This window comes from Ehrlichia ruminantium, assembly GCF_009728835.1.
Classification (GTDB): Bacteria; Pseudomonadota; Alphaproteobacteria; order Rickettsiales; family Anaplasmataceae; genus Ehrlichia; species Ehrlichia ruminantium_B.
The window spans coordinates 1,164,362-1,190,447 of sequence record NZ_CP033455.1 but is presented as its reverse complement, the minus strand read 5'-3'; the positions used below and the strand labels follow the sequence as shown (position 1 = coordinate 1,190,447).

General features: G+C 28.9%; 22 protein-coding genes. 10 read left to right on the top strand and 12 right to left on the bottom strand.

The window, feature by feature from the left end; translation table 11 throughout:
• The 9 genes from EDL80_RS05030 to EDL80_RS04040 form a co-directional block, all read left to right on the top strand.
• Nucleotides 1–259 (top strand): hypothetical protein (locus EDL80_RS05030; RefSeq protein WP_196587314.1); only part of this gene is annotated, 259 nt, incomplete at its 5' end.
• Nucleotides 260–1,010: 751 nt separating this feature from the next.
• A complete protein-coding gene (locus tag EDL80_RS04070; RefSeq protein WP_158406903.1) occupies nucleotides 1,011–1,592 on the top strand; it encodes a hypothetical protein in 582 nt (193 codons plus the stop codon).
• Nucleotides 1,593–2,134: 542 nt separating this feature from the next.
• Entirely contained in the window at nucleotides 2,135–2,608 is a 474-nt protein-coding gene (locus tag EDL80_RS04065) for a hypothetical protein (RefSeq protein ID WP_158406902.1), read from the top strand.
• Between the two features lie 443 nt (nucleotides 2,609–3,051).
• A complete protein-coding gene (locus tag EDL80_RS04060) occupies nucleotides 3,052–3,252 on the top strand; it encodes a hypothetical protein (protein WP_158406901.1) in 201 nt (66 codons plus the stop codon).
• A gap of 65 nt (nucleotides 3,253–3,317) precedes the next feature.
• A complete protein-coding gene (locus EDL80_RS04055) occupies nucleotides 3,318–3,836 on the top strand; it encodes a hypothetical protein (protein WP_158406900.1) in 519 nt (172 codons plus the stop codon).
• Between the two features lie 158 nt (nucleotides 3,837–3,994).
• The gene (locus tag EDL80_RS04050; protein WP_158406899.1) at nucleotides 3,995–4,489 is read left to right on the top strand and encodes a hypothetical protein; all 495 of its coding nucleotides are present in this window, start codon (nucleotides 3,995–3,997) and stop codon (nucleotides 4,487–4,489) included.
• A gap of 158 nt (nucleotides 4,490–4,647) precedes the next feature.
• Entirely contained in the window at nucleotides 4,648–5,085 is a 438-nt protein-coding gene (locus tag EDL80_RS04045; protein WP_158406898.1) for a hypothetical protein, read from the top strand.
• Nucleotides 5,058–5,180, top strand: coding sequence for a hypothetical protein (locus EDL80_RS05130; RefSeq protein ID WP_269144131.1), 123 nt, complete (start codon nucleotides 5,058–5,060; stop codon nucleotides 5,178–5,180). Before EDL80_RS04045 ends, EDL80_RS05130 begins: the two co-directional genes overlap by 28 nt.
• 77 nt (nucleotides 5,181–5,257) lie before the next feature.
• Nucleotides 5,258–5,641: a hypothetical protein gene (locus EDL80_RS04040; RefSeq protein ID WP_158406897.1), complete on the top strand. Its 384-nt coding sequence runs from the start codon at nucleotides 5,258–5,260 to the stop codon at nucleotides 5,639–5,641.
• A 590-nt stretch (nucleotides 5,642–6,231) separates the two neighbouring features.
• Here the strand turns inward: EDL80_RS04040 and mfd are convergent.
• From mfd to EDL80_RS04025, 3 genes are all read right to left on the bottom strand, one after another.
• A complete protein-coding gene (mfd, locus tag EDL80_RS04035; RefSeq protein WP_158406896.1) occupies nucleotides 6,232–9,609 on the bottom strand; it encodes a transcription-repair coupling factor in 3,378 nt (1,125 codons plus the stop codon).
• A gap of 559 nt (nucleotides 9,610–10,168) precedes the next feature.
• Entirely contained in the window at nucleotides 10,169–10,717 is a 549-nt protein-coding gene (locus tag EDL80_RS04030; protein ID WP_158406895.1) for a hypothetical protein, read from the bottom strand.
• Nucleotides 10,718–11,052: 335 nt separating this feature from the next.
• Nucleotides 11,053–11,589 (bottom strand): hypothetical protein, encoded by a 537-nt coding sequence (locus EDL80_RS04025; RefSeq protein WP_158406894.1) that lies wholly within the window; start codon nucleotides 11,587–11,589, stop codon nucleotides 11,053–11,055.
• Between the two features lie 1,246 nt (nucleotides 11,590–12,835).
• On the opposite strand from EDL80_RS04025, the gene rnhA (EDL80_RS04020) reads away from it, so the two are divergent.
• Entirely contained in the window at nucleotides 12,836–13,276 is a 441-nt protein-coding gene (rnhA, locus tag EDL80_RS04020) for a ribonuclease HI (protein ID WP_158406885.1), read from the top strand.
• A gap of 529 nt (nucleotides 13,277–13,805) precedes the next feature.
• Here rnhA (EDL80_RS04020) and EDL80_RS04015 read toward each other — a convergent pair.
• From EDL80_RS04015 to rnhA (EDL80_RS03975), 9 genes are all read right to left on the bottom strand, one after another.
• Nucleotides 13,806–14,546: a hypothetical protein gene (locus EDL80_RS04015; protein ID WP_158406893.1), complete on the bottom strand. Its 741-nt coding sequence runs from the start codon at nucleotides 14,544–14,546 to the stop codon at nucleotides 13,806–13,808.
• 154 nt (nucleotides 14,547–14,700) lie between these two features.
• Nucleotides 14,701–15,378: a hypothetical protein gene (locus EDL80_RS04010; RefSeq protein WP_158406892.1), complete on the bottom strand. Its 678-nt coding sequence runs from the start codon at nucleotides 15,376–15,378 to the stop codon at nucleotides 14,701–14,703.
• Between the two features lie 1,054 nt (nucleotides 15,379–16,432).
• Nucleotides 16,433–16,678 carry a hypothetical protein gene (locus tag EDL80_RS04005; protein WP_158406891.1) on the bottom strand — a complete coding sequence of 82 codons (246 nt, stop codon included), beginning with the start codon at nucleotides 16,676–16,678 and terminating at the stop codon, nucleotides 16,433–16,435.
• Between the two features lie 404 nt (nucleotides 16,679–17,082).
• Complete coding sequence (locus tag EDL80_RS04000) at nucleotides 17,083–18,162, bottom strand: hypothetical protein (protein WP_158406890.1); 1,080 nt, start codon at nucleotides 18,160–18,162, stop codon at nucleotides 17,083–17,085.
• Nucleotides 18,163–18,598: 436 nt separating this feature from the next.
• The gene (locus EDL80_RS03995) at nucleotides 18,599–19,252 is read right to left on the bottom strand and encodes a phosphatidate cytidylyltransferase (protein ID WP_158406889.1); all 654 of its coding nucleotides are present in this window, start codon (nucleotides 19,250–19,252) and stop codon (nucleotides 18,599–18,601) included.
• Nucleotides 19,253–19,919: 667 nt separating this feature from the next.
• The gene (frr, locus tag EDL80_RS03990; protein WP_158406888.1) at nucleotides 19,920–20,477 is read right to left on the bottom strand and encodes a ribosome recycling factor; all 558 of its coding nucleotides are present in this window, start codon (nucleotides 20,475–20,477) and stop codon (nucleotides 19,920–19,922) included.
• A 30-nt stretch (nucleotides 20,478–20,507) separates the two neighbouring features.
• Nucleotides 20,508–21,242 carry a UMP kinase gene (gene pyrH, locus EDL80_RS03985; RefSeq protein ID WP_158406887.1) on the bottom strand — a complete coding sequence of 245 codons (735 nt, stop codon included), beginning with the start codon at nucleotides 21,240–21,242 and terminating at the stop codon, nucleotides 20,508–20,510.
• A gap of 1,191 nt (nucleotides 21,243–22,433) precedes the next feature.
• A complete protein-coding gene (locus tag EDL80_RS03980; RefSeq protein ID WP_196492733.1) occupies nucleotides 22,434–25,400 on the bottom strand; it encodes an AsmA-like C-terminal domain-containing protein in 2,967 nt (988 codons plus the stop codon).
• Between the two features lie 109 nt (nucleotides 25,401–25,509).
• Nucleotides 25,510–25,950: a ribonuclease HI gene (gene rnhA / locus EDL80_RS03975; protein WP_158406885.1), complete on the bottom strand. Its 441-nt coding sequence runs from the start codon at nucleotides 25,948–25,950 to the stop codon at nucleotides 25,510–25,512.
• Nucleotides 25,951–26,086 lie beyond the last annotated feature (136 nt).

Genomic DNA, 26,086 nt, shown 5'->3' with positions numbered 1-26,086 from the left:
TAATGGGAATAGCGATTCCAGTTCTAGGAGATCTAGTACAAGTGATAGTACTAGAAGTGGAAATTCTGGTAGTACAGAAACACTAAGTTTTGCTAGCTTAAGGTATTCAAGTGAAAGTGAAACAGAAGACGATGTGAATAATAATGGAGAGGTTACTAATCATAATCCAAATTCTAATGGTACAGATATGTCAATTGATCTTAGTGATATGTACGTCACACATATAGATCCTAATGGTATTTATGAGACCCGAGTGTAGATTTATAACAGTAGTTAATTCTAGTGTATATAGCATCGATTATTAACATATAATTGTAAAAAATATTTTCATCATTGTTTAGTATATCGGTGCTATATTATTGCAATTTTGTTTTATATTGTATGTAAGTTACTTTATTATGTTTTATCTTGAAGTTAGGTCCTATGTTATTATAGTGTGGGATTTACTAAGGTAATGATTAATAATATAGGTATTTAATAGATGTGAGTAGCTGGAATAATATAAGGCATACATGTTTATATATGTTGATTGACCTTGAGTTTACAACTGTATGTATAATATGAAGTTTGCTCGGATAATTGTTATAGGAATGTTATGCTATTGGAACATAAGTCACTATAATAATGTCAATTATCTAATAGTTCTAAGTACTAGTTGGTTTTAAGTTTAAAACTATGTGTGTTATAATACGGGATTTACTGAGATAATTGTTATTGGTAAAAGCATTGTACTGTTTAAAGTGTAAGCTGTGTCATAATTCTGGATATGATTATTAATGTTGTGTTTATAACTTTTCACATAACTATTACAGTTAGTGTATTGTGTATATTGACTCAAGATGTGGAATACTCAGCATAATATAGGTTATTTAATTTCTTGTTGTTCTAAGAAGACATAATTTTGTTGTGTATATGATACTATGGCGTGATTTGTTAAAGGTCAGTACCTATTAACTTATTTTATACTATTTTGAGTGTAATAGGGTACATATATAAATTCAGTGTAGATTATGCGTGGGTTGCTTTTATCAATTTTATCAAGTATTTTTTGGAGTGTTTATTTCCGTGTTGCTAATAGTAGTACAATAGAAAATAGCTCTACCAGCTCAAGTAATAGTACTATAGGATATACTTCTAGTACCAATGGATCATCAGGATATAATAATACAACAAGTACTTCTTCTAGTGTTTCATCCAGTGTATTTACTACAGTAATACCAACGTCTACTACTTCTCCCGAGGCGACACATAATAGCGTTATTGTTGGTATTTCTTGTGTATTATTTGTACTTGTTATGCTGGTATTTGTTAAGCATATGGTTTGTAATACTGCTCGACTTCCTACTGTTACTTTAGGAAGTTATAGGCATCTTGTAAATGATATAGATGAGGAAGATGTTACCCAAAGTGAAAGTTCTGACCACGGTTCAATTATGTCTGTATGGTCAGGTGCACCTGATACTCCAGAAGGTAATACCTCAGATAGTAGTCATGAAGATCCAGAAGGGATGATCATATCTGGTGTTGTTGATGGGGATTGTTCTATGGAGAACGTTCAATTTAGGAATGGTAAAGATTTAGGTAGTATTTAAGCTAGCTTAGATATAATCTATGTTGAGATAATGCTTTTATATTTTTATGATAGTAATTTTATAGTGTTAGTTATGAATATAGTAATTATATAATTGTTGTTGTTATCGATTGATTTTATATGTTATGTTTTTTTGCTAGTGAGAATGGTATTACTTATTTGGTTGTACTAAGGATATGTTGTATCAAGTATATAATCTATAGAGAATTTTGTTTATATTACTTCCTATTTGAATTGGCCAGGTAATGTAGTATATATTTATGTGTAGTAATAATATTACTTATACATGTATTTTGTATAACTGTTATCAGTGTTACTGTGTGAACTCTAATACGAATGTTGAACATTAATATAGAGATGTAAATTTTCTAGGTAATGTTGATAATTTAAGTAATTAATTTAGTAATTTTCTGGTAATACTACTTATAGTTTTACTACATTTTGTATTACTCCAGTATAGCGTGCTGCGATATAATAAGATATTGACTTTTTCATTGGTATAATCTACATATCATGAATATGTGTGTTATCTAGGAGTGTGTTATGAACGGTCGTGCAATGTTAGGAACTGCTGCAGGTATACTTGGGTTTGTGCTAGGACATAGGGGGATATTTGTAGAAGAAGGTGGGTCTCGTAATAATGGGACTGACGCTTTCATAGGAGGTGTTGTATGTGCTCTAGTAGCAGTTTCTGTATTTTGTGCTGTATCCTCATGTATTGGTGATCGTAGTCAAGAGCAGGATATTGAGCAACAAGATGGTCATTGCAATACAGATGATGTAGATGTAGAGGAGAGTACAGGTACTAGTTCAAGTGTAGGCAGTGCTTCTGGTCCAGACGATATAGACCAGAGTCAAGAAAATAGTAATTCCGATCTTGAATCTGAGGGTCATAGTGGCAACAGTGATGTTGGTGTTGATACTACCGATAGCAATAGCGATGATGGGTGGGATTTTGTCAATTTTAGAGATATTGATATACAGGAGTTAGGCACTGAAAGAGCTCAGCAGCACTAAATGTGGTTTATAATAAATTGGTTTTATGAAGTTACTCAATATTATATTATTTCACTGCATTATGGGTATTTGCTTCTGTATTTGTTGTAATTTTTTTATTAGGAAGCAGAAGTTGGAATACTAGGTTTTAGGTTATTATTTAGAGTTATCAAGTAATTTGTAGTATTTACACATAAGGGCATAAAGTATTTATACAATAATGTAGACCTGTTATAGAAATGTGTTTCTTGTATATATGGTTATTTACTGTCTAATAAGTATTTTAGGTTATATGTTGGACGATTAACACATAGGTATAAAAATTGTTCGGTTATTTCTTGTTCTATCTTTATTGTTTTATATGCTAGGGTATTATTTGCCGCATTCTTTTTTTTATAATATGTAGACATCAATTAGTTATTATATATAATTAGGTATATATGTGTGTTGTTTACTAGTGTGTTATGATTCAAAGACCAAGCCAAAAAGAAAACTCGATAATGGATGTAAGTGAAAAACTTAGACTAAGTCCCAAGGGGGGGGGAGTGCAATACAGCATAGTTGTACCTCTAATAATATGTGATAATAACATAACAGATTATACTTTACAGAGTACATGTATAGAATTGCAAAGTAACAAAATTATACTGCTGTTACTCAATTAATGGTTTAGTAGTAATGTTTATGGCACTAGGGTATTAGTTATTGCGTATTATTTAGCTGGTGAATTATGAATGCAGAACAATTAAGGGAGTTAGTATTAATACTCTTAGTATTTGATTGTGCTGACCGATTTGGGGAAGGTATGTATAGTTGTGATCAGCCTAATATTAGGGAGATATATTACTTATGTTGCCAGGCAATTCTTGCCGGTATTATTGTATGTATGGACGATAGAATGTTAGCTCTTGTTCAGAACGTTATTGATGTTATATTTCCCGAACGTGTGCAGAATCAAATTGCAGGTATTTTAGGTATTATACCAGAACGCGTAGAGAACCAAAATAATGTTATAGAAGATGTAGTAGAACAACGGATGGGCAATTTATTATTGAATCAACAACCAGGTCAAATATTAGAGAATATGTTGAATGATCTGAGATGGTTAGAGAATCAAGAACAAGATGAGGAATTGGATAATCCAGCAGAAAGGGTAGTAGATCAGGGAGTGCACTGGGAACAAAACCCAGCAGTAGCTGGAATGGAAGAACCTATACCAGATCCCGAAGGAGGGGGGGGGGGAGAATAGTTCAAGGACAAGATATAAACTTAGCGATGGATCATGGTGGAGCACCAGGTTATATGTTAGTGAATCCAGAAGTAGAATTGCAAAATGAGAGAAATGGTGCAGATATTAATCGTGGATGAGTTAATAGTAAGTATGTTTAAGTTATTTAGTGGTAAGTTATGGATGAAGAACTATTAAGAGAATTACAAGAATTACGAGAAGAGTTAAGAAACATAGTTTTCATACTATTAGTCTTTGATTGTGCTGATGGATTTGGTCAAGATATGTATTATACACAATCTGATACAAGGATATTATGTTACTTCTGGATGCAACTTGTTTTTGTATGGGCGATGTTGGTTGTTGAACTATTAACATTCCCTCAGGTAAGAAGATTAATTCGTCGTGTGCTTGCTGAGATAGGTGGTGGTTTTAATAATGGAGTAGGATTAGTAGGGCAACAAATGAACAATTTGTTGTTAGATCAACAACCAGGTCAAGTATTTGAGAATATGTTGGATGACCCGAGATGGCTAGAGAATCAAGGGCAAGATGAAGAATTAGGTAATCCAATAGAAGGGAGAGTAGATCAGGAAATGGACGAGGAACAAGACCTAGCAATGGCTGGAATGGAAGAACCTATACCAGATCCCGAGGGGGGGGGGGGAGAATAGTTCAAGGACAAGATATAAACTTAGCGATGGATCATGGTGGAGCACCAGGTTATATGTTAGTGAATCCAGAAGTAGAATTGCAAAATGAGAGAAATGGTGCAGATATTAATCGTGGGTGAGTTAGTAGTAAGTATGTTTAAGTTATTTGGTGATGAGTTATGAATGAAGAACAATTAAGAGAATTACAAGAGGAATTAAAACGCCTAGTTTTAATTCTATTATTCTTTGATTGTGCTAATGAGTTTAGTAACGAAGTACGTGATGGTCAATCTATGTCCATGTTGGCATGTTACTTCTGTATTCAATTGGTTATGTTTGGTGTTATGCTGTATAATGATCCTGATATGTCAGCTTTAATCGAATATTGTGCTGATCTATTATTATCAGACCAGATACAGGAACAGATTGCATGTGTGTTTGATTACATATTCGGAAGACCTGAGAATCATCAGAATGATATTGGTGGGAATGTAGAAGGGGCAGTAGCTCAAGGAATGAATCAGGGGCAAAACCCAGCAATGGCTGGAATAGAAGAACCTATACCAGATCCCGAAGGGGGGGGGGGAGAATGGTTCAAGAACAAGGTATGCACTTAATGGTGGATGCTGGTGAACCACCAGGTCATATGTTAGTGAATCCAGAAGTAGAATTGCAAAATAATAGGGATGGTGCTGATATTAATCGTAGATGAGGTAATGATAGTAACAATAGTAATTTATTAATTATTATGTACGTTAACAATGTGTGTGTTATTTATTGGTGAGTGTCATGGATGTAAATAAAATAATAAAAAGGTTAGTATTGTTGTTCGTATTACTTGATTTTGCTAATAGGTTTTTTTGTAGTGTGGAAAGTAATGAGCAACATGAAAAACATCGGCTCTGTTATGCTGTGTTTTTTTTTAATGTAGCAATGGGTATATTGGTAATGTGCTTAGATGGGTACAATATTGTAGATAGGTTAATATTTCCAGAGGAAGTAGAAAGTACTGAAGATAGTCAGGAAGAAAATTCAGAGAGAGAGGGGGGGGGGGAAGATCTAATTGAAAATTCAGCTTGTGACAGTAGTGAAAGCCCTAATAGTGTATTACAAAATTCATTAACGGAATTATATGGTTTGAGGCTTAGTCGTTCTAATTTCTTTTGTTTATAACGTAAGTGTAATACATTTATAAGTAGTTAATATAGTACCTATTCTACTAGGAAGTAATGGCAGATTGGATGATTTATTAAGTATAGAAATTATGGTATATGGTTCTAGTTTAACTTATATTAAAAATATGCTTGTTTACAGTATTTAAGTTGTTTTAAATACTGTTACAGTTTAATAAAATTTTTTGTTTCGAGTACATTGTAACGTATATACAGTGTAGTTATGTGCAATACTACACAAAGCACGAGATGGTATTTTAATGTTATTTTTTTAATCTTGTTGGTAAGTATAATGTTAGATGTGATACATCATTACTACATATATACAATAACACTTAGCTATTGCTTATACGAATGTACATCTAGTGTGGTTGAATAGTATTTCAATTCAAAGATGATTATTCTTTTAAGTATACATTCTTGGTAGAAAACTTATAATATGAAGTGTTTTTAGTATAAGAGGGATTTATATAGTTTTTAAATAGTACAATTCTGTATTTGATGTTACTACTGCTGAGAAACTATATAATAGATTTTTTTAGATTGTCCTTATTTGTGCTATGATATTTTCACATATTATGTATGCGTGATTCAGGTTGGATGTGATAGCAATAGTATCATTCTCTTGAGATGATGTATTATAAATTTTATTATGCACAATGAAGTACTGTTAATTAACATTGAAATGTTGTCGTTCTGTATCTTTAAAATTAATGGATGATTAATTAAATAATCTAGTACTGCCTTTGAAAAAGTTATGCCATTATGTATTTTAAAGTTTAAAACGTTCTTTACTTGTTCAATTTCATAAATGCCAATTAATAGACACAACTGTTTTATATATATGATATTTAATAAGTTTTCTACCTCATCTGGTAGTTTGCCAAATTTTCTAATGAGTTCTATGTGAAAACTATCTATTTCTTCTTTTGTTTTGAGATTGCCTATTCTTTTATACGTGTTAATTCTTAAGCCTATATCGTAAATGTAATGCTCTGGAATTCTAATATTTATGTTGATATTAATGTTTATATGATAAAGGTTTTTAGAGCATTGGTTTGCATTATTTAACTCTTCTTCTAGCATTTGTTGATATAATTCAATACCAATGTCTTTTATATTTCCTGATTGTTCTTCTCCAATTATATTGCCAAAGCCTCTAATGTCCATATCATGAAGCGATAATGAAAATCCTGAATTTATAGAATCTATTGATTGTATTATTTCTAATCTTCGTTCTGATATACTAGTTGTTTTATCTGATAATATCAGGTATGCATAGCCTCTAATATTACTCCGTCCTACCCTACCTTTTAGTTGATAAAGTTGTGCAAGCCCAAACATATCTGCATTATGTATGATAATCGTATTAGCCTGGGGAATATCTAGACCACATTCTATGATTGATGTTGTAAGTAATATTGTAAATTTACCGTCAAGGAAGTCGTTCATGACATTCTCAAGTTCGTTAGAAGGTAACTGGCCATGTGCAATTCCTACCCTAATGTTTGGTAGTAATCTAGTTAAATTATCGCTGATATTTTTGATATTGTTAATCTGTGGACAGACGTAAAATATTTTTCCTCCCCTTTCGTACTCGTGGATTATAGCATCTCTAATAATGTTATCATTGTAATTTGTTGTGTATGTTGTAACTGGTAATCTATCTTTTGGTGGTGTTTTGATTAAACTTAGGTTCTTTATGCCACATAGTGACATATGTAGTGTTCTTGGTATTGGGGTTGCAGATAGTGATAGTACATGGACGTTTGGTTTTATTTTTTTTAGTAATTCTTTTTGCTTGACTCCAAATTGTTGTTCTTCATCTATAATAATTAAACTGAGATTGAAGAAGTTAATATCTTTTGATAATACAGCGTGTGTTCCTATGATTATATGTACTTGTCCACATGATATGTTTTCTTTTATTTTTTTTGCTTCAAGTTTGTCAACAATTTTAGACAGTTGTTTTACCTTGATATTTGGAAAGTTTTTAAATCTTTCAGTAAAAATTGCAAAATGTTGTTTACATAATAAAGTAGTTGGGACTATTATTGCAACCTGATAGTTTCTGGAAGCTACTAGGAATGCTGCTCTTAACGCTACTTCTGTTTTTCCAAATCCTGTATCTCCGCATATCAGTCTATTCATTATTTTGCCACTGGATAAATCATCTTCTATATCCTTAATAGCTTGTAGTTGGTCTGTTGTTTCAATGTAAGCAAATTCATTACAAAAGTTTATGTATGTATCATCAGGTGGGAATGATGTCCCTTGCATTAATTGTCTTGCTGCTTCTACTGCAATTAGTTCTTTGGCAATTTTTCTTATATGTTTTTTTAATTTAGTTTGACGTTGTTGCCATGACGTACTTCCTAATCTGTCTAATGTTATATTACTATCTTGATTACTATATCGGGTTATCAAATTAATATTTTCTACAGGTAAAAACAGCTTGTCATTGTTGTAATATTCTATCTTAATGAAATCATGGTAATGATCTAAAATTTTAATGGTTTCAAGTTTTACTACCTTACCAATGCCATAATCTTTATGTATTATTATGTCACCTATGTTAAGGTCAATGGCTTGGCTTATGACATTTGATATGTTTTCTTTTATTGATTCTGTGTGAAGTAAGGTATCTTCTGCAATTGTAATAATGGATTCAGTAGCAAAACTATTGTTTATTTGTAGTATGGTTATATTATATGTGTTGTTAATTTCACTATAATTATTTACCTGATTTAGTTGTATATTAAATGGTTTGAGTTTGCTTTGTATGTATTCTAGGGTTTCTATAGAGTTACATGCTATTAGTAGCTTATGTGTATCGTGTTTACTTTTAATATATCGTGCGAAAATTTCAAATATATCAATTTGTTCTTGTTCTGCTAATACTTTAAAGTTAGGTACTTTCTTAATTTTGCTGAGATTATATTGTGGGTTTTGTATCTCAATATTAACGTCTTCCAATTTATCTGCTGTTAAGAAAATAATTTTTTTGAATTGTCTAGTAATTGACTGAAAGTTCTCAAGATTTATATATAATTGACTAGGAGCTACTTGGTAGTGTAGTGAGTTTTTGTAGGTTGATATAAGCTTGTTATAATGTTGTGTAATTTGGTCAATTATTTTATTGCTAAGTATTAATGTTATATTTTTGGTATAATTAAAAATGTTTTCTAATTCTGCTTGGTAAAATAAAGGTAAGAAATTTTCTTCCCCTATGTATTTTTTTCTAGAAATTATTGTATCTAATAAGTTCTTATCTTGATTAGTTTTTGTTTTGTAGATTTTTATAAACTGTTCTATATTTTTCTGTTGTTTTATTATTTCAGAAGCTGGATAGATTAGTATCTCATCTATAGAAGAACAGTTATGTGTTAATTGTGTTTTACAATCAAATGCCTGAATTGATTCTATATAGTTATCGTTTAAGTAAATTCTTATTGGATTTGTGTATGTCATGGGAAATATGTCTATAATATTATTGTTTATAGAAAATTCACCTATATCATGTACTGTTGAAAACTTAATATATCCATGAGTAGTTAGATAGTTTTCAATTTGGTTTATGGATAAGTTTTGTTGTGTTGTAATTTTAAATACTATTTGTGATATTACATTTCTAGGTAATACTTTTTGTATAACTGCATTAGCTGTTGTTATGATAATATATGGAATATTGTTTTGAATGCTGATTAAAGAGTACAGGCTTTTTATTCGTTCTGTCATTATTGAATTGTTGGGTGAACTTCTTTTATATGGTATTGAGTCCCATTCGGGGAATACGATAACTTTAAGGTTAGGAACATAGAATTTTAGGATAGATGATAAACCATGTAAACAATCATTATGATTTGTTATGTATATTGCAGAATCAATCAGTCCTTTGTTATACATTTCTGTGATAATAAGTGGTTCAAGTGTGTATGGGATGTTAGAAATGTAATTAGTGTTATACATATAGTAAACAAGTTGCTTAAATAAAGTTAATTGTAAGCGAAAAAGTATTGTTAATAAAATTTATGTTTTTGTGAAGTATATGAGTATTAATTAGTAATAGGCAATATGTAGGAAGAAAGTTTTATTACAACTAAACATCAATATAAAACTCATGCTAATTTAGAGGCTATACTAGTTTATGTAGTTGAATGTATTAGAAAATGTGTGCTATGTTTTTAAGAGGGTGTCCTATGAAGAGTAATGTAGAGGATGTGGATTTATTGAATCTATTACATGAATAGATACCAATATTAATTTAGTGTCTTGATTAATGTTTTCATGAAGTTGGATGCTAATTTAAAATATGAAAAAATTAGATAACATTAAATTTATTTTTGTTAAATGTATTGTATATATAAATGATTGTAATATTAAAATTTATTCTGGTATGAAAGTGGATAAAATAAACTTTAATATTGTACTACTGATATTGTTCTATCAGTAGTACAGTCCTTGTGGCTTATTAAGATAATTTCAGGTAAATATATCTTTTATTGTTAAGAAGTTTCAATTTTTAATTTTAATTATGCGCTTGTTTATTGTTTATTGATGGAAATACTAGCCTTACGTCTGAAAGTGAAAATGCTTGTTCATCATCTATATCTTCTGTGCCATGATTGCTTACCACATAGTTACGATAGAGAGACTCTTGTGTGTTAGTGTGTTGTACCTCGCTTGTATTTGGTTGTGATACGTCTTCATTACTACTTGTACTTTCTAGTATCACTCTTAGTCCCCTATAGGTATAACCGTTGGAATATTTTGTACGGTTCTGAGATTCATCATTATTTTCTGATCTTATTTCGACTAAATTGCCAGATTCATCGTTCCCTGGTGATATGTCATATGTTTCAATATCAGAACTACCTTGTATCCAACGTTTTATACGTCGTGATACCATTGTTCCTAGAACAGCAGCTGTTCCCAGTAAAGCAATAGCAGTTGGAACTAATATTTTGCTTACATTACTGCTGCCTTCTGCTGAGGCTGTAGTATTTGTTGTAGTGTTGAATAATGATTCAAAAGTGTCATTACCATATGATGTTATGTTAGTGATATACTCGTACATAGATATTTCCTTTGTAAAATAATAAAAGATATTCTGCATGTTTGTTAACAGAATATATAAAGATAAAAATATATTGTTAATATTTTTTATTAATAATAGAAACTTTTATTAAATAGTCAAGATAAATAATTAATATTTTTACCAATAAATTAATAAAATAAATTAATTTATTATCTTATATTCTGATCTAGAAGTAATTATTAGTATAAAAATTGCATAGATGTTAAAAGCCGGATAAGTATTTTTTTTAAACTACGATTGAAAAACTAATAGTAAATTTTTAATGTATTTTTACAGTTATATATGGGTAGGATATTTATATAGATAATAGCAACTCATGATTTCATACAAGATGTAGGGTTTGTATTTTGATGTTCTAAGTCTACTTCTTCCATTATTACCATAGTCTCTTCACAGAATGGTTTATATTCTGAACCACAGCGCTCAGATATTGGCAGTAATGAGCCATCCGGTAATATTTCATAATTCTTATAATCTTTATATTGTGACTTGCACATGAAAATTGGATCTATATCTAGATCTGAATATTCATCTGGGTTTGCACTTTGATGTGCATTTTTTGTAGCCGCATCTATAAGTGCTAAAGTTGCGTATTGGCCTAGTCTTGCAATATCCATGGTAGACGTGTGAGTGTTGTATGTGGTATTGAGTGTAGGCTCTATAATTGTGGCTGAATCATCTGAAGGTCTTAGATCATTAGTTTGTTTTTGTGTTGTGGAGCTGGTAGTAGGGGTTGTGTCTGTGTCTTTAGGAGATATTTTTTTATGGTAATAATAGTATGCAATTAGAAAGGCTAATATTAATAGTATAATCAATGCTATGTATGTTATTATAATATAAGTTGTGCTCATTATTTTATGCTAATAAAACAATTGAAACTAAATAGATAATAATGTATAGAGTACCAGATAACACAATATATTAGTATAAAATATATTATAAGATAAATCAAGTGTTACTTGCTATTGAACAGTTCTTGTAGCGTCCTGAATTTAGCTGTTAGTTGGTATGTGTTTGTAATAATACAATATGTATATAGTATGATACTTACAGTTAATCTAAGTACATGTATAGCAGATGTAATCGTAAGTTTGGTTATGCTTAATACGTACCAATATTGCTATAGTGCATAAATAGAAAATGGTCTACAGATATTTTTATAGTTGGTGTATTAATTAGTACTGTAAAGTTAGTTTATTCACTATAATAACACAGGTTATATTATTTATTTTGGGTAAGTGTTTAAAAGTTGTTGTGCTTATATAAGTCTGGGAATTATTAAAAGATTAGTGTAGTTTAATGTGTAGTAAGTATCTGTAATTTTATTATTAGATAGTTATTATATAGGTTGGATTTCTATGTAATAAAGAATACAACATATTGGTTTACTTAATAGTTGAAAGATTTGTTTGTTAATTTGTAACTAGATTGTATTCTATAAAAGGTAAGTATGTATTGATAGTATCTGATTTGCTATAGTACTGTTATATGTTGGTATTAGGGTTGCTGATGTGGTATTAGGAAATATATTGTTAGTACAATATTTCCATTATATAAGATTATTGTTTTGGTGTTAGTATATTGTAGCGATGTTTTTTATAGACCATAGGATTAGTTGGATCTATATTTTATACTTTAAAGTTGTGTAGCTCATAAAGGGTTATGTACTAATTTTGGTAATAAGGTTTTACACATTTTTTACCTAAACCTTATATTGCTATAATACTATATAATGTTAAAAAAATAGTTATATAGTGAGTAGCTATATTTATTTAAATAATTACTAATTGTATGCGGTAAGTATTGATGATGAATGTATGAACAATGATGTATCCATGTAATTAAGTGTTATGTTGGTTACTATAATTGGTATTTTTTTATGGAGTTATTTTAAATTTATAGTGGTATGATCACATAGCTGCTATATGCAAAAGTGTGTGTATTTAAAAGAATAAATTACATATCTTTTTATAAGGTTTATGAGATCTAATTAACTTTTATAAGGTATTTCATTAGTATGGTTGTAGTAATGATTAATATATTGATATAGTAAGCGTTAGATGATAGTCTTAGCGTGCAAGTAGTTTTATGTGTTACATGAAGGATAAGTTGGATAAGGTAGTAATTTATACTGATGGTGCCTGTTCTGGTAATCCTGGCCCTGGAGGATGGGGTGCTGTATTATTGTTTGATAATTGTGAGAAAACAATTTGTGGTGGTGATCCTAATACTACTAACAATAAGATGGAATTGACGGCAGTTATTGAAGCATTAAAGTTATTAGAGATAACTTATATTATTGATTTGTATACTGATAGCGTGTATGTTAAATCTGGGATTACTTTATGGATTGAAAAGTGGAAGATAAATGGTTGGAGGACTGCTGATAGGTTACCAGTCAAGAATTTAGAATTATGGTTGGAATTGGATAAAATTGTAAAATGTCATGAAATTACTTGGTATTGGGTAAAAGCTCATTCAGGGAACTTATATAATGAAAAGGCAGATATGCTTGCACGTAGTCAGATTATTAAATAAGTTTTTTATATTTCATGTTGTATTATAGTGTGATTTTATGTGAAGTCTAAGGTTGTTTACTACAATTATAACACACTCTTAACAATAAATTTAATCATACTAATAGTACTACACCTTTCTACCTCAAACATATCAATATACGTATCTAATTAATATCACATGCTGGAAATTTACACTATAACAAAAGATTAAAACTATCCTATCTAAAACAACTCAGCAATATTTTAGTAATACCAAACTTCTAAGTAACCTAGTTAAATTTACATAAGTATAATATAGTAAAATAATAACCAATGAGATCTTAATACATTAAAATTAATTCACATTAAATAAATTACCTATAACAAAAAATGACACACATAAGAACCTCTAACCAGGGAAATTGATACACTTGTACATACCACAAATTACACATATATATAGTGTATAGACAAAAAAGCACATAACTTACATACTCTCACTCATTTAATCAATAGAAAATTGGTTCAATATTAAATATAAATAAAATTTGGAAATTTATTCTATCAATTTAATGAACATAATTTTCCACCTCATGTAATGAGATAGTAGTAAAAGCAATATTATCTAAAAAAAATCTGGTTCGATCATTAGTTTCATGCGCATTACCAGTATCAATCAAATTATCTATACCTCTCAGCATCAAAACTAAGCCATGATGAATAAAAGATAAAACATATTGAAATTTCATATGATACATTTTAATCAAATCCACATCACTTTGCACACATATATTCTCTGTAAGTTCTAAAATATTATCTAAAAGTGAATTGATATTGCGTACATTCCGTAACTCAAATTCTATAGTATTTTCATCAAACACAACACATGAAGATTTGTCTTTCAATTTAGGGACCAATTCTTTTAATAACAATATTCTATTAGCAATATTCTGATCAACAATTTGCTGATCTATTTCAACTTGAGATACTAGATCATAGAAATATTCATAACCCACCTTGGCCATTAGACTACCATACTCACCAGAGTTTACTGAGATAGATTTAAGCTCATTTTTATGACAAAAATCCTTTATTTCATTTCTAAATCTTCTTTTTAAGTCACACAAAACAGAATTCCTAGCCCTGCTATCAGAACATGTGTCAATAACGTACTCATCTACATCAGTAGAATTAAAAAATTGATTCTTAATTTCAGCACATGCAATACCAATAAAATACACAGCCAGTACCAACAAAAGAAGCAATATAACAACACCTATAGTAATAACTATATATAAAGAAAGTTCCATAACATTTATCCATAAAACAATATCACAAAATTGATAAGACAGGTATTTACATAATTATTTAATAACTAAACATATTTTTCATTATTAAAACTAAGTAAGAAACCTATCCAGTAAAGCTTTTTACTCAAATATAAATAAACAGTTGTAGTAGCTTTTATAAGCACAACATCCTACTTTTTGCCCTATTACTAGCACTACTAAACAATTCAACCGCAGATATATCATCTATAGAAGTGTTTAATATATAAATATAATCCTCTACTTTACTAGTAATATGTTTATTTATTAAGTTAGAAAAATACTTCATATAATCAATAGCAGATGCAACCAATAAATAATCTCGTAAAGTACAATCTACATTTTGCATTAGCAGTTTACAACTAATACTAATAGTATACAATAAAAAATTAACATTTAGTAATAAAATTTTAAATATTTTTATATTCTCTTCATTTTTAAATACACCACAACTTATTAGTGTAGTAATCGCATTAGACCACTCAAGAACAATTACATATGCTGACAACCGCATCCTATTTATTTCTTTATCCCTAATATGTATATGGTGAAATAACCCAGGTTTACTTAAAATGTCACAAGATTTCTCAACAAGTTGTATTAAGGAATCTCCTAAAACACCCAAATCTCCACATTGGCGATTTTGATTTACAGCCGACCTATAATAGCCGTTGTATAATATTTTGCTGTTTAAGCGCAACATTGGTTTAAGAAAGGTACAAATAAGCTTATTTGCTGATAACCTAGTTCTATTTACTACTCTTTTATTTCTAACACGTACACGATTATACAAGCCTAGTTTATTTTCAATCATAACAAGATTTCCTGATAAACTGCATTAACTAGTCTGACAACATATTTAAACTGTGACGATGACACTTTTAGCTCTAAAACCAATTTATAACAATCAATATATAATTTACTATTTGATTGCATCACTGGATCAATGGAAATACTATTAAACCTGTTATAAGTTAACATATTAGTAATTATATAAAATATATTAAAAATACATAATACTTTAATTTATTAAATATTCATAGAAAATATATATTATTAATATATATTAATACACAAGATTACACCATATTGTAACTAATTAATCAAGAATTATAGGATAACAAAATATATAATTAGGCACTTAATCTATACCTAATTAATTAATAAGCCACACCTCATTAGTAAAATACTTAACAAAGTGTGACTTATCAGACTTATATAAATTGCAAAAAAAATTAAGACATCTTAAGATATCATATCTTTAATCTATATTCAATATATATTTATTAATTTCAGATAAGAACCCAAATTTACAAAACTCAGTACTATTTTTTTACAACAACATTATAGAACGATAAAACAAGATATATACAATCTTCAATATACTATATTATCAGATACTTATATATAAATAAACTATACAAAGACTTCAATGCATACCATATATACTATTCCACGTCAGCACTCTTTTAATGATATAATTAATTAGCCAATAATATTATTTTATTATACACGTTATTTAGAACAAATTTCTAAGACACAAAAATAAACTATATACTATTATATTTATTAAAAAAACTTCATTAATTCCTTACATTCATCAAAATTAGGAACAATACAACACTCAATTAAATTGTAAATAGCACAGTTATAACCTTATTAACAAATTAAACTTTAACAAAACACACCATTAATATTAACACATTTCTGTACAATGCGTAAAACTATACGTAACAGTATTCCTAAACTTCTATGATTAATTAACTATATCTAAAATCACAGAACAGTAAACACATACATACTTCTACCAGAGCCACAAAATTCAGTACTAAGTACACGACACACTAAATAAGACTTCACATAACATATTAACAACCCATAATTTTACGAGAAATATACTTATTTTTAAAATAATCGTTCTCCCACAACTTAAATATAACACCAACTATACATATAAAAAATACATACCGAGATATCCTACAAGCTAGAACAACATAACATGTCAATATGCATAATTGAAGAACCATCATTCCATGACAAACAGCACTAATAAAAGATATAAAAATTATTCTACCAATAATCCCAGCACAACAAACATTATTATACACCAACATCTAAGCTAATTGGATAATATATACCAGCTCTACACCAATACCCACTTAATCTTCACAATAATAGAAAAGCCATACGCATTCATTCAACAACATATCATTATTCCATCTCTAACATAAACAAAACACACTCCATATAACTCAAAATAACATACTATAAATTACATATGCTATATAATATTATCCCTACTTTAATACCTACCCAATCTTGACAATAATAGAAGAACCATATGTATTCAATTAAGACATATCATTATTCCATTGCTAATATAAACAAATATACTCTATACACTTTAAATAATATATCATCAATGCCACATTCAGATAAAATAAAAAACAACTTAGAATTACTTATACTGAAAACTCCAAAAATGTAATACTACAGTTATTATATACTACATTAAGATTTAAATTCCTACAGATGGTGTATTCATTTCAAACGTCGCATGCATAACTTTAGGACTAGGTTCACCAGGACCATTGTCTACATCCTGAAGGAATAAACGCTTTATTTTTTTATTTAGTAATTTCACTTGTCCATTACGCGAAACTAATAACTCTGATTTATCGGGAAAAGATTTGCCTTGATTATTATGGATCTTATCATACCTAATTACACAATCTATCATATCTCGTAATGTAACACTACATTTCTCTTTTATTTCCTCAAAAGAAGATAAATATTGGTCAGCAATATTATATAAACCTATCTTCTTGGAAATCATACTTTTAAAATATACTATATACTTAGACTGAACAAAACCTGGTTCTCTCATACTAAAATAATCCTTTAAAACTTTACCTGTCACAACACGCCACAGTTTAATAAATTCCATTATTTTCGGATGTTCACATTTAAATACTATATCTTCAATAAGGTATTGCTCCATTTTATCAGCAAAAAAGTTAATATTATGAACAGCTAACATCACCTGTAAAAAACCATGTGATAAAAAATTTCCATATTTTATTATGGTAGCACAATCTTGCCTAATTCTATATAGAAGCTTTCGTATTTGTAACAAATATAACTCCATACATGGAAGTAAATCCTCCTTCCTACTAAAGAAACCATGTTTTATCCTACTTAATATCTCAGTGTAACTAATTTCTTCTTTATCCACAGAGAATCTTATATATTGAGGTAAATCTTCTCTCATACTACAAGAATGCGATGCTACATTATATAACATTGTACAATAGGCAGTATTTATACGAGATATATTAATTTGTAAATCCTCAACAGTACTAGGATTAACATTTACATCTCTTACTATTTCATATTGATTTAAAACATCACATGCATAACTTGCAAGTTTTATCAATGCTCCCTCTCGATAGAAAAATGGAGCATAAAATTCCCGTAAGTTTTCTAGAGTTATACAATGCGCATTATATAAATGTTCGGTTGCTAAATTTAGTTGTGGTAAAACAAAATTATAAACTAATTCGCTTACATTATACACAGCATCACAATCACCATCCATATAAAAAATCCCCAATAAATATTAAAATTTAAATTAAAATAAATTAACATCTAATAAAAAAATAGTAAATGAAAATCTAATTCAAATAATATAAATATTTATTATAGGTAGTACCTTAATATATAAAGAAAGTTATGTTATTTATACATAATTAATAAACATCTTACACATGATCTATCAATTAAATATCCTTACTTATCAGTGTTAGAAGTTTGCCTATAAATTAGTTTCTAATTTTGTAAGTAAAAAACACTTAGAGAAATAAACAATAATCAAATACTAGCATATATAAACGTTAACCAAAGTTTATATATATACATTAAATCTTGACCAAAGAAGACCATCAACTATATAAAATTCTTTATACGAATTGATATAGGAGTCTATTATTAAAAAATACTAAAAACTTCAATTCCTAAACTTTTACGATAGATCATTAAGTATTCAAAAAGAATTTCGAAAAACTTTTTACATAATATGCAACCAATGGAGCAGTAAAAATAAAACTATCCATGCGATCAAGAATACCTCCATGTCCAGGTATAAATGTTCCACTTTCCTTAACTTTACACATACGCTTTACACAGGATTCCGCAACATCTCCAAGCTGTGCAACAATAGCAATAACAACTCCAGCAATCAATGCATGAGACACAAAAAATATTCCAAAAATTACCGAGACAATCATACTAATAAACATTCCAGAAACAATTCCTCCAAGTAACCCTGACCAAGTTTTATTGGGACTAATAAAAGGAATCATCTTTCTACCACCAATATTTTTACCAACAAAATATGCTGCTATATCCGTTCCCCATATAACAGATAACAACCACAACAATATTATTTCTCCATTAGGCAATCCATAAATATATACTAAGGATGCATAAGGTATAACCACAATAAATATTGCAAGAGGATATAATATTTTTTTATTCTGTATCATACCTAATAATTCACATGAAGAAACTACAGTAATAAAAAGACATAAAGTGTAAAAAGTCATTTTACCACAGTATAAAGATAAAAACACAACAATAAATATCACTACAGAAGATAATGACCTTATCAATAAATTATTACTTACCATTCCTCTAAACCAAATATTTATTAAATTTCATAAAATACTTTCTAGTAAAAGTAAGCTACTATATCACAACAACATCACTTATCATAGCAGTAACTAAACCAATACAAGACAATTCTTTAGTTAATTATCATTTAGTTTATAAAAAAACTTACTTGCATACACATAAATTTCATTAAAATATAATATTAATTTATAAGGTTATAACATTAAAGCCTTAGTAACCCTCTAAAAATATATAATAATGATATTTACAATTATGCTATCTACCAAATTCATATTTACCCCAGAAACAAGTATAATATGCATGTCTTTCGGCATTTACATATATATAGCTATACTTCGGGCACCATATTATTTACAATACACCTGTAAAATAGATAACTACTACCAATCTTGTACATTAAGTCTTACATAATGGTACAAATCACATGTAATATTTATATAGCATATATATTATAAATTACGTAATAACATAAAACAAATAATGGTACTTACATACAATACTAATCATAGTGATACACTACAATCTTCGTTTAACATTACCAAAAACCTAGCACATCAATATAGCAGACCAGTAAATATTAAGCTACCTTCACCTTAATATTGTTATTACTGTAATCATATAAAACAGCAGTGTCTCAGTAAAGCCAATATTAAACTTGCGAAATTATACATGTAACAATTCTTTCTCTTTCAATACAAAAGCATCATTTACTTTCTTTACAATTTCATCTGTTATCTTTTGTATTTCTACTCCAGCTACACGTAAATCATCCTCAGAAATATCTTTATTATCTTCCATTACTTTTAGTTTATCCATGATGTCTCTGCGTATATTTCTTACAGAAACCCTACAATCTTCTGAAATCTTACTAAGTAACTTTACTAAATTTTTCCTCATATCCTCAGTCATATCTGGTACAGTAAGTCTTATTACAGCCCCTTCACAAGAAAAACCAAATCCTAAATTTGAATTCATAATTGCTGTTTTTATAGCACCTACGTTATTTACATCCCATACCTTAATTAATAATGTTTTATTATCAGATACAGATATACTAGATATAGTATTAAGTTTAACACGTCCACCATAAGTCTCAACAATAATACCATCTAAAACTGAAGCTCTTGCCCTACCAGTTCTAATACCATCAATATCGCTTAAATATACCAACAACGTTTTTTCCATTCTTTTCTTAGCGTCTTGCTTTATTTCATTAATCATTTTACTTCACCAACTATTTATATCTAACTTTTAATTATATATTGTCGTATATAAACCACCACCACGGATTATGTCAGCAAATGCACCACGTTTACCTAAATTAAACACAATAATAGGAATTGAATGATCGCGAGCTAATGACACAGCAGCAACATCCATAATTTTAAGATCAAGAGATAACAACTCACGATAAGAAATTCTATCATATCTTACTGCATCAGCAGACTTTTTAGGATCTGCCGAGTATACACCATCAACTTGTGTCCCTTTAAATATTGCATTACACCCCATTTCTATCCCACGCAAAGCCGCAGCAGTATCTGTAGTAAAAAAAGGATTACCCACACCAGCAGCACAAATTACTATTCTTCCTTTTTCTAAATGACGGATAGCACGTCTCCTAATATACGTTTCACATACAGCAGTAATAGAAACTGCAGATAAGACTCTGGATTGTACATTTATCTTCTCTAAAGAATTTTGCAAAGATAGTGCATTCATCATAGTAGCTAACATGCCTATATAATCATTACTAGCTCTTTCAAAACCAAAAGGAGCAGATGCAGAAGCACCACGAAATATGTTACCTCCACCTACAACTAAACACAATTGTATACCAAGATCATGTACTTCTTTGAGGTCATGCGATAGGTTATCAATAGTGTCCATATCCCATCCAAAACCCTTATCCCCCATTAATGCTTCACCAGATACTTTTAGCAAAACTCTAGAGTATTTCACCTCACCAGTAGAGTTTTCACTCATCTACTTTCCTTCTATTAGCTAATAATTATAGACAGCATTAATTATATAATTAGCAATAAAAAGATGCAATATACAAATTCCTAGTATTATAAATTTATTAAAATCCACTATTAAGTGGTACATTATAATAGACAGCTTAAAAGATTTTACAAAATTTTTAATATACACAAACATCATATTTTTTACCTATGATAGATATGATTTCTTAGATTACACATACAATAAACTATTACTAAAGTGTAACAGTGTTTCTAAATAAAATAGACAGGATATTATAGTCTATAACAAGCATAAATTAGGTATACCTTACTTTACATTGCCAATTACAATCCTATATAAATTCTTTTCCTATCATACACTAGTATAATATTATGCTAAACATTCTTTACCTCACTAAACATATAGGCATTGTAACTTATTATCTTGCTTTATAAACACTTCTATGACAGATTAAATAAACCTTATGCTGCAAATATTAACTACTTAGTTTGTTATAACCATGTAATATTTCACTGTTTCGAAATACAGCTCGATTAGTAATCTCGTAGTATTTTGGCCAATGCCTAGTATTAACCTATTAATTTATCATGATAAAACACCAGTAATACATTAGTGTGTCTATATTAATAGATAGCATAACACATAAGATAAATTAATTGTACATATCCAATCTATAAGAAATAATGTAACACATTTCTCAACTAATTACCGTAAATCTCACCCCATATTATTTAAGATGCACTAGATTTTTTAGAAGTCAGAAAAGACATATATATAGATTAAAATAATCTTATGTTATAAAAAATTTACAGCAGATTGTATACTACTATATAAATACAAACTATTGAAAGTTATCCACAGATTCATAGCAACAAAAGCTTACAAACCAATTAAAAATACTATACAAACATATATTATTAAAAGACGGTACAGATCAAACTTTATAATTAACCTTCTTATATAACATCTTTAATACTGTATTATGGCAACATTGAGAATATTACATCACTTATCTACAACAATAAAATACAGTATATTTAATACAAATTATATAACATTTTACCATACAATTTAGATACACCAACATGACTATACTTAATTATTATGTATCAAATTACTATATACAATACATTATAGACAATCACGTTATTCTCTAAGAAACTTCAACACCATATTAAGAATACTCATTATTTATGCACTTTTACTCTGTACTAGTTCTTGCTTATCCTTGTCTTTCTTCACTAATTTAGTATCAAATATTTTTAACACTCTTTTTAATAGATTAGGAGTCAGAATAGACATAAAATTAACTGATAAATCATGATTTTTATCTGTACCTTTTACTTTATAGTCAATTGCAATTACCCCGCGACTTTGTCCACCCGTCAATAATTTTCCAAGAATAGGAGTTTGCCATATTATCTTATTAATAACATATGCAGGAACTATTTGTCCTTTTATATCAAAGATTTTTGTATTTAAGTTTACTTCACCACCTAAACTAATACCAAGTTCAGAACCTTCCATCCATGATTCTGTTATATTCATAATATCATCCTTATAAGTAAACGGAACATTTAACCTATTAAAATAGATACCTTTACCATTTAATGTATTAACAACTCCCTTCAAAGATGATAATGTCAGTATCTGAGCTAAAATAGAAGCATTAACAATATGGAAATCTGTTAGTGAGAACATACCATAAGTAGTGTCGTTTCGCTTTATCGGATACATGTAGAAAGATAATGTTCCTTTATTTATAGTTTTTAGAATATCTGTTGCACGTAACAGCTCTCCTGCATTATCTGTATTAATTTGCAATCCAATAGGACTATATTCTACATAAAAGTTACTATCATCTGCAAAATTCCCTGTCAATTTAATCGCATTATACTTACCCTCATAAGAATCTAATGCAAAATTTACATTATAAGCCATTACTTTATTTTTCATTATAACATTATCTACATTAATATCTATTGTAGTCTCTTTAACTTTAGATTCACTTTTCATAATCTCACTAAAATTAGCAGAGCTTAAATTTAATGATGCACCAATAACCTTCATTTTAAATAAATCTTTATCTAATTTAAATTCAGCTTTAACATCTGTATCCCATAATTTCACTTTATCTAAAAACAACTCTATTGTACTACCTACTTTACCATTCAACTCTATATCTATCTTATCCCCAAGTATCTTTGCATCACTTATCTTTATCTCATCTCTATCCTTAAACATAGCAGAAAATTTTAGAACAGCCGGTAAACTATCCCTTGTAACATCATGAATCTTAAAATGTAATTGTGAAAGGTCTACATCACCACCAATCACCGTACCCAAATTATCACTATCCCATTGAAGATTAGCTTTTACTATTCCAGAATAATTTGTATACTTTATTAACCCTAGCTCTCTCATGTTTTTTTCTGAAATATATCCAGTAAATTCATAATGAGTCTTATAATGACCCTCTAAACTTCGAATCATTTTTAAAGACATAGGATACCCATTCATACTTCCATGACTATTTAGGCTAACATCACTATTATGCAATGTAATATCTACTTCCGCATCATCAACATTAAAAGTATCTAAAATGCCACTAGTTTTAAAAGAATCAATACGGGCATGTATATCAGATGTATAATCACTTGGCTTATCATTTAACAAATTAAAGATCTTAAAACTAAATTCAGTATTAGAATTTCCGAACATTTTATCACTATTTAATAGAATAAACTCCTTCTTATCTACAGCATTATATAGCTGTCTTACATCTCCAACAGAACTCCCACTGATTTCCATTACTGCATTTGCATCATTTAAATTTTCAATTTTTAAATTAGCATTTCCAATAACCATACCTTTAAAATCTAAATTATTAGAAGTCATAACAAAATTATCATTAAGTAATGACAATTTACCACTTACTATTTTCACTGGATCAAAACTATCATGAAACGCTATTGTTACATTTTTAACCTCAGCATCTATTTTATAATTTGATACATCATCATAAACTGGATTATTACCTCTTTGTCCTTTTATTTGGAATTTTACATTATTAATCTTTCCCAACTTAACATTACTACAATACCATTTATTTAGATCAGGATACAAATCAACAGACCAATACTGACATAGCTTTTCCGGTGATATAGAATCAATATCAAAGTTTAAATTAACATATTCATTATCAACTACTCCCATACCAGAAACTGCACTTTGATCTAACAACAAAGAAAAATTCTTTAAGAATAACACACTATTTTGATATATTAACTTAGTCTTAAAATCATGAACATGGCATTTCTTAACAGAATTACATGGGATATCACCTACAAGATTTTGTATATCAATATTACCATACGTAATTTTTTCATCCTCGCTTATCCTTAGCATAGCACTTCCACTAAGTTTTAAATCATTATACAGTGAAAGTTGAGCACCTAAATTTCCAAGATATCCTAACAATTCAGTACTAAAATTACCATATGTTACTTCAAAGGACATTACACCCTTATAATATTCATAGGCTTTCATATTTAGGAATGAACTATCATTATCTATATTAAAATCAATAACATTTTTATCATATTCTTTATTCATCCTCACACTTAACTGCTTTATTTCCAAATCCTTTTTACCACTCTTAGACAAAACAGCATTATTAACAAGTATAGGAATGTTTAGATTCATTATCCCAAACAAAGCATCCTTTAATACTTTTATGGGATTCTCTACAAAACTTAAGTCTATCTTCTTGTCAAGATCATAAAACTTAACATGCACTTTTGGAATATCAATATAAGAGAAATCATAATTTCCCCACAAAAACAATATTCCAACTTTAGAATATAGCAAAAACTGCGGTATAGTAATATCTACACCAAATTGAGTATTTTTAATAACTACATCCTGCGATGATAAGACAAAATTCTCATTTTTATTTTGCCAAGTTAATGTTGTACTACCTATGCTAATTTCTGAATCAGGAAATACTTTAGCAAGTTTATGCTTAACATAAAAATTTAAGAATTTTGCATTTACTTCTATAATGTTTTTATCATGAAGATAAAAATATGACATACCACATAATACTGATAGTATTAATATAAAAAATATTCTCAAATATACTTTTTTTTTTAGCATAATTAATATTAAACCAACATACAGCAGCATGATTTATAAGATTGCTAGCACAAACAACCTTAGACTTCACATAAAATCACACTATAATACAACATGAAATATAAAAAACTTATTTAATAATCTGACTACGTGCAAGCATATCTGCCTTTTCATTATATAAGTTCCCTGAATGAGCTTTTACCCAATACCAAGTAATTTCATGACATTTTACAATTTTATCCAATTCCAACCATAATTCTAAATTCTTGACTGGTAACCTATCAGCAGTCCTCCAACCATTTATCTTCCACTTTTCAATCCATAAAGTAATCCCAGATTTAACATACACGCTATCAGTATACAAATCAATAATATAAGTTATCTCTAATAACTTTAATGCTTCAATAACTGCCGTCAATTCCATCTTATTGTTAGTAGTATTAGGATCACCACCACAAATTGTTTTCTCACAATTATCAAACAATAATACAGCACCCCATCCTCCAGGGCCAGGATTACCAGAACAGGCACCATCAGTATAAATTACTACCTTATCCAACTTATCCTTCATGTAACACATAAAACTACTTGCACGCTAAGACTATCATCTAACGCTTACTATATCAATATATTAATCATTACTACAACCATACTAATGAAATACCTTATAAAAGTTAATTAGATCTCATAAACCTTATAAAAAGATA

What these genes read in the sequence shown, in the direction of transcription:
- EDL80_RS04060 (WP_158406901.1), top strand. Translation starts at nt 3,052, where the DNA reads ATGATTCAAAGACCAAGCCAAAAAGAAAACTCGATAATGGATGTAAGT.
- EDL80_RS04050 (WP_158406899.1), top strand. Translation starts at nt 3,995, where the DNA reads ATGGATGAAGAACTATTAAGAGAATTACAAGAATTACGAGAAGAGTTA.
- EDL80_RS05130 (WP_269144131.1), top strand. Translation starts at nt 5,058, where the DNA reads ATGGTTCAAGAACAAGGTATGCACTTAATGGTGGATGCTGGTGAACCA.
- EDL80_RS04045 (WP_158406898.1), top strand. Translation starts at nt 4,648, where the DNA reads ATGAATGAAGAACAATTAAGAGAATTACAAGAGGAATTAAAACGCCTA.
- EDL80_RS03995 (WP_158406889.1), bottom strand. Translation starts at nt 19,252, where the DNA reads ATGGTAAGTAATAATTTATTGATAAGGTCATTATCTTCTGTAGTGATA.
- EDL80_RS04000 (WP_158406890.1), bottom strand. Translation starts at nt 18,162, where the DNA reads ATGGATGGTGATTGTGATGCTGTGTATAATGTAAGCGAATTAGTTTAT.
- frr (WP_158406888.1), bottom strand. Translation starts at nt 20,477, where the DNA reads ATGATTAATGAAATAAAGCAAGACGCTAAGAAAAGAATGGAAAAAACG.
- EDL80_RS04025 (WP_158406894.1), bottom strand. Translation starts at nt 11,589, where the DNA reads ATGAGCACAACTTATATTATAATAACATACATAGCATTGATTATACTA.
- EDL80_RS04005 (WP_158406891.1), bottom strand. Translation starts at nt 16,678, where the DNA reads ATGTTGGTGTATAATAATGTTTGTTGTGCTGGGATTATTGGTAGAATA.
- EDL80_RS04010 (WP_158406892.1), bottom strand. Translation starts at nt 15,378, where the DNA reads ATGATTGAAAATAAACTAGGCTTGTATAATCGTGTACGTGTTAGAAAT.
- mfd (WP_158406896.1), bottom strand. Translation starts at nt 9,609, where the DNA reads ATGTATAACACTAATTACATTTCTAACATCCCATACACACTTGAACCA.
- EDL80_RS04070 (WP_158406903.1), top strand. Translation starts at nt 1,011, where the DNA reads ATGCGTGGGTTGCTTTTATCAATTTTATCAAGTATTTTTTGGAGTGTT.
- rnhA (WP_158406885.1), top strand. Translation starts at nt 12,836, where the DNA reads ATGAAGGATAAGTTGGATAAGGTAGTAATTTATACTGATGGTGCCTGT.
- EDL80_RS04030 (WP_158406895.1), bottom strand. Translation starts at nt 10,717, where the DNA reads ATGTACGAGTATATCACTAACATAACATCATATGGTAATGACACTTTT.
- EDL80_RS04055 (WP_158406900.1), top strand. Translation starts at nt 3,318, where the DNA reads ATGAATGCAGAACAATTAAGGGAGTTAGTATTAATACTCTTAGTATTT.
- EDL80_RS04015 (WP_158406893.1), bottom strand. Translation starts at nt 14,546, where the DNA reads ATGGAACTTTCTTTATATATAGTTATTACTATAGGTGTTGTTATATTG.
- EDL80_RS04040 (WP_158406897.1), top strand. Translation starts at nt 5,258, where the DNA reads ATGGATGTAAATAAAATAATAAAAAGGTTAGTATTGTTGTTCGTATTA.
- rnhA (WP_158406885.1), bottom strand. Translation starts at nt 25,950, where the DNA reads ATGAAGGATAAGTTGGATAAGGTAGTAATTTATACTGATGGTGCCTGT.
- EDL80_RS03980 (WP_196492733.1), bottom strand. Translation starts at nt 25,400, where the DNA reads ATGCTAAAAAAAAAAGTATATTTGAGAATATTTTTTATATTAATACTA.
- EDL80_RS04065 (WP_158406902.1), top strand. Translation starts at nt 2,135, where the DNA reads ATGAACGGTCGTGCAATGTTAGGAACTGCTGCAGGTATACTTGGGTTT.
- pyrH (WP_158406887.1), bottom strand. Translation starts at nt 21,242, where the DNA reads ATGAGTGAAAACTCTACTGGTGAGGTGAAATACTCTAGAGTTTTGCTA.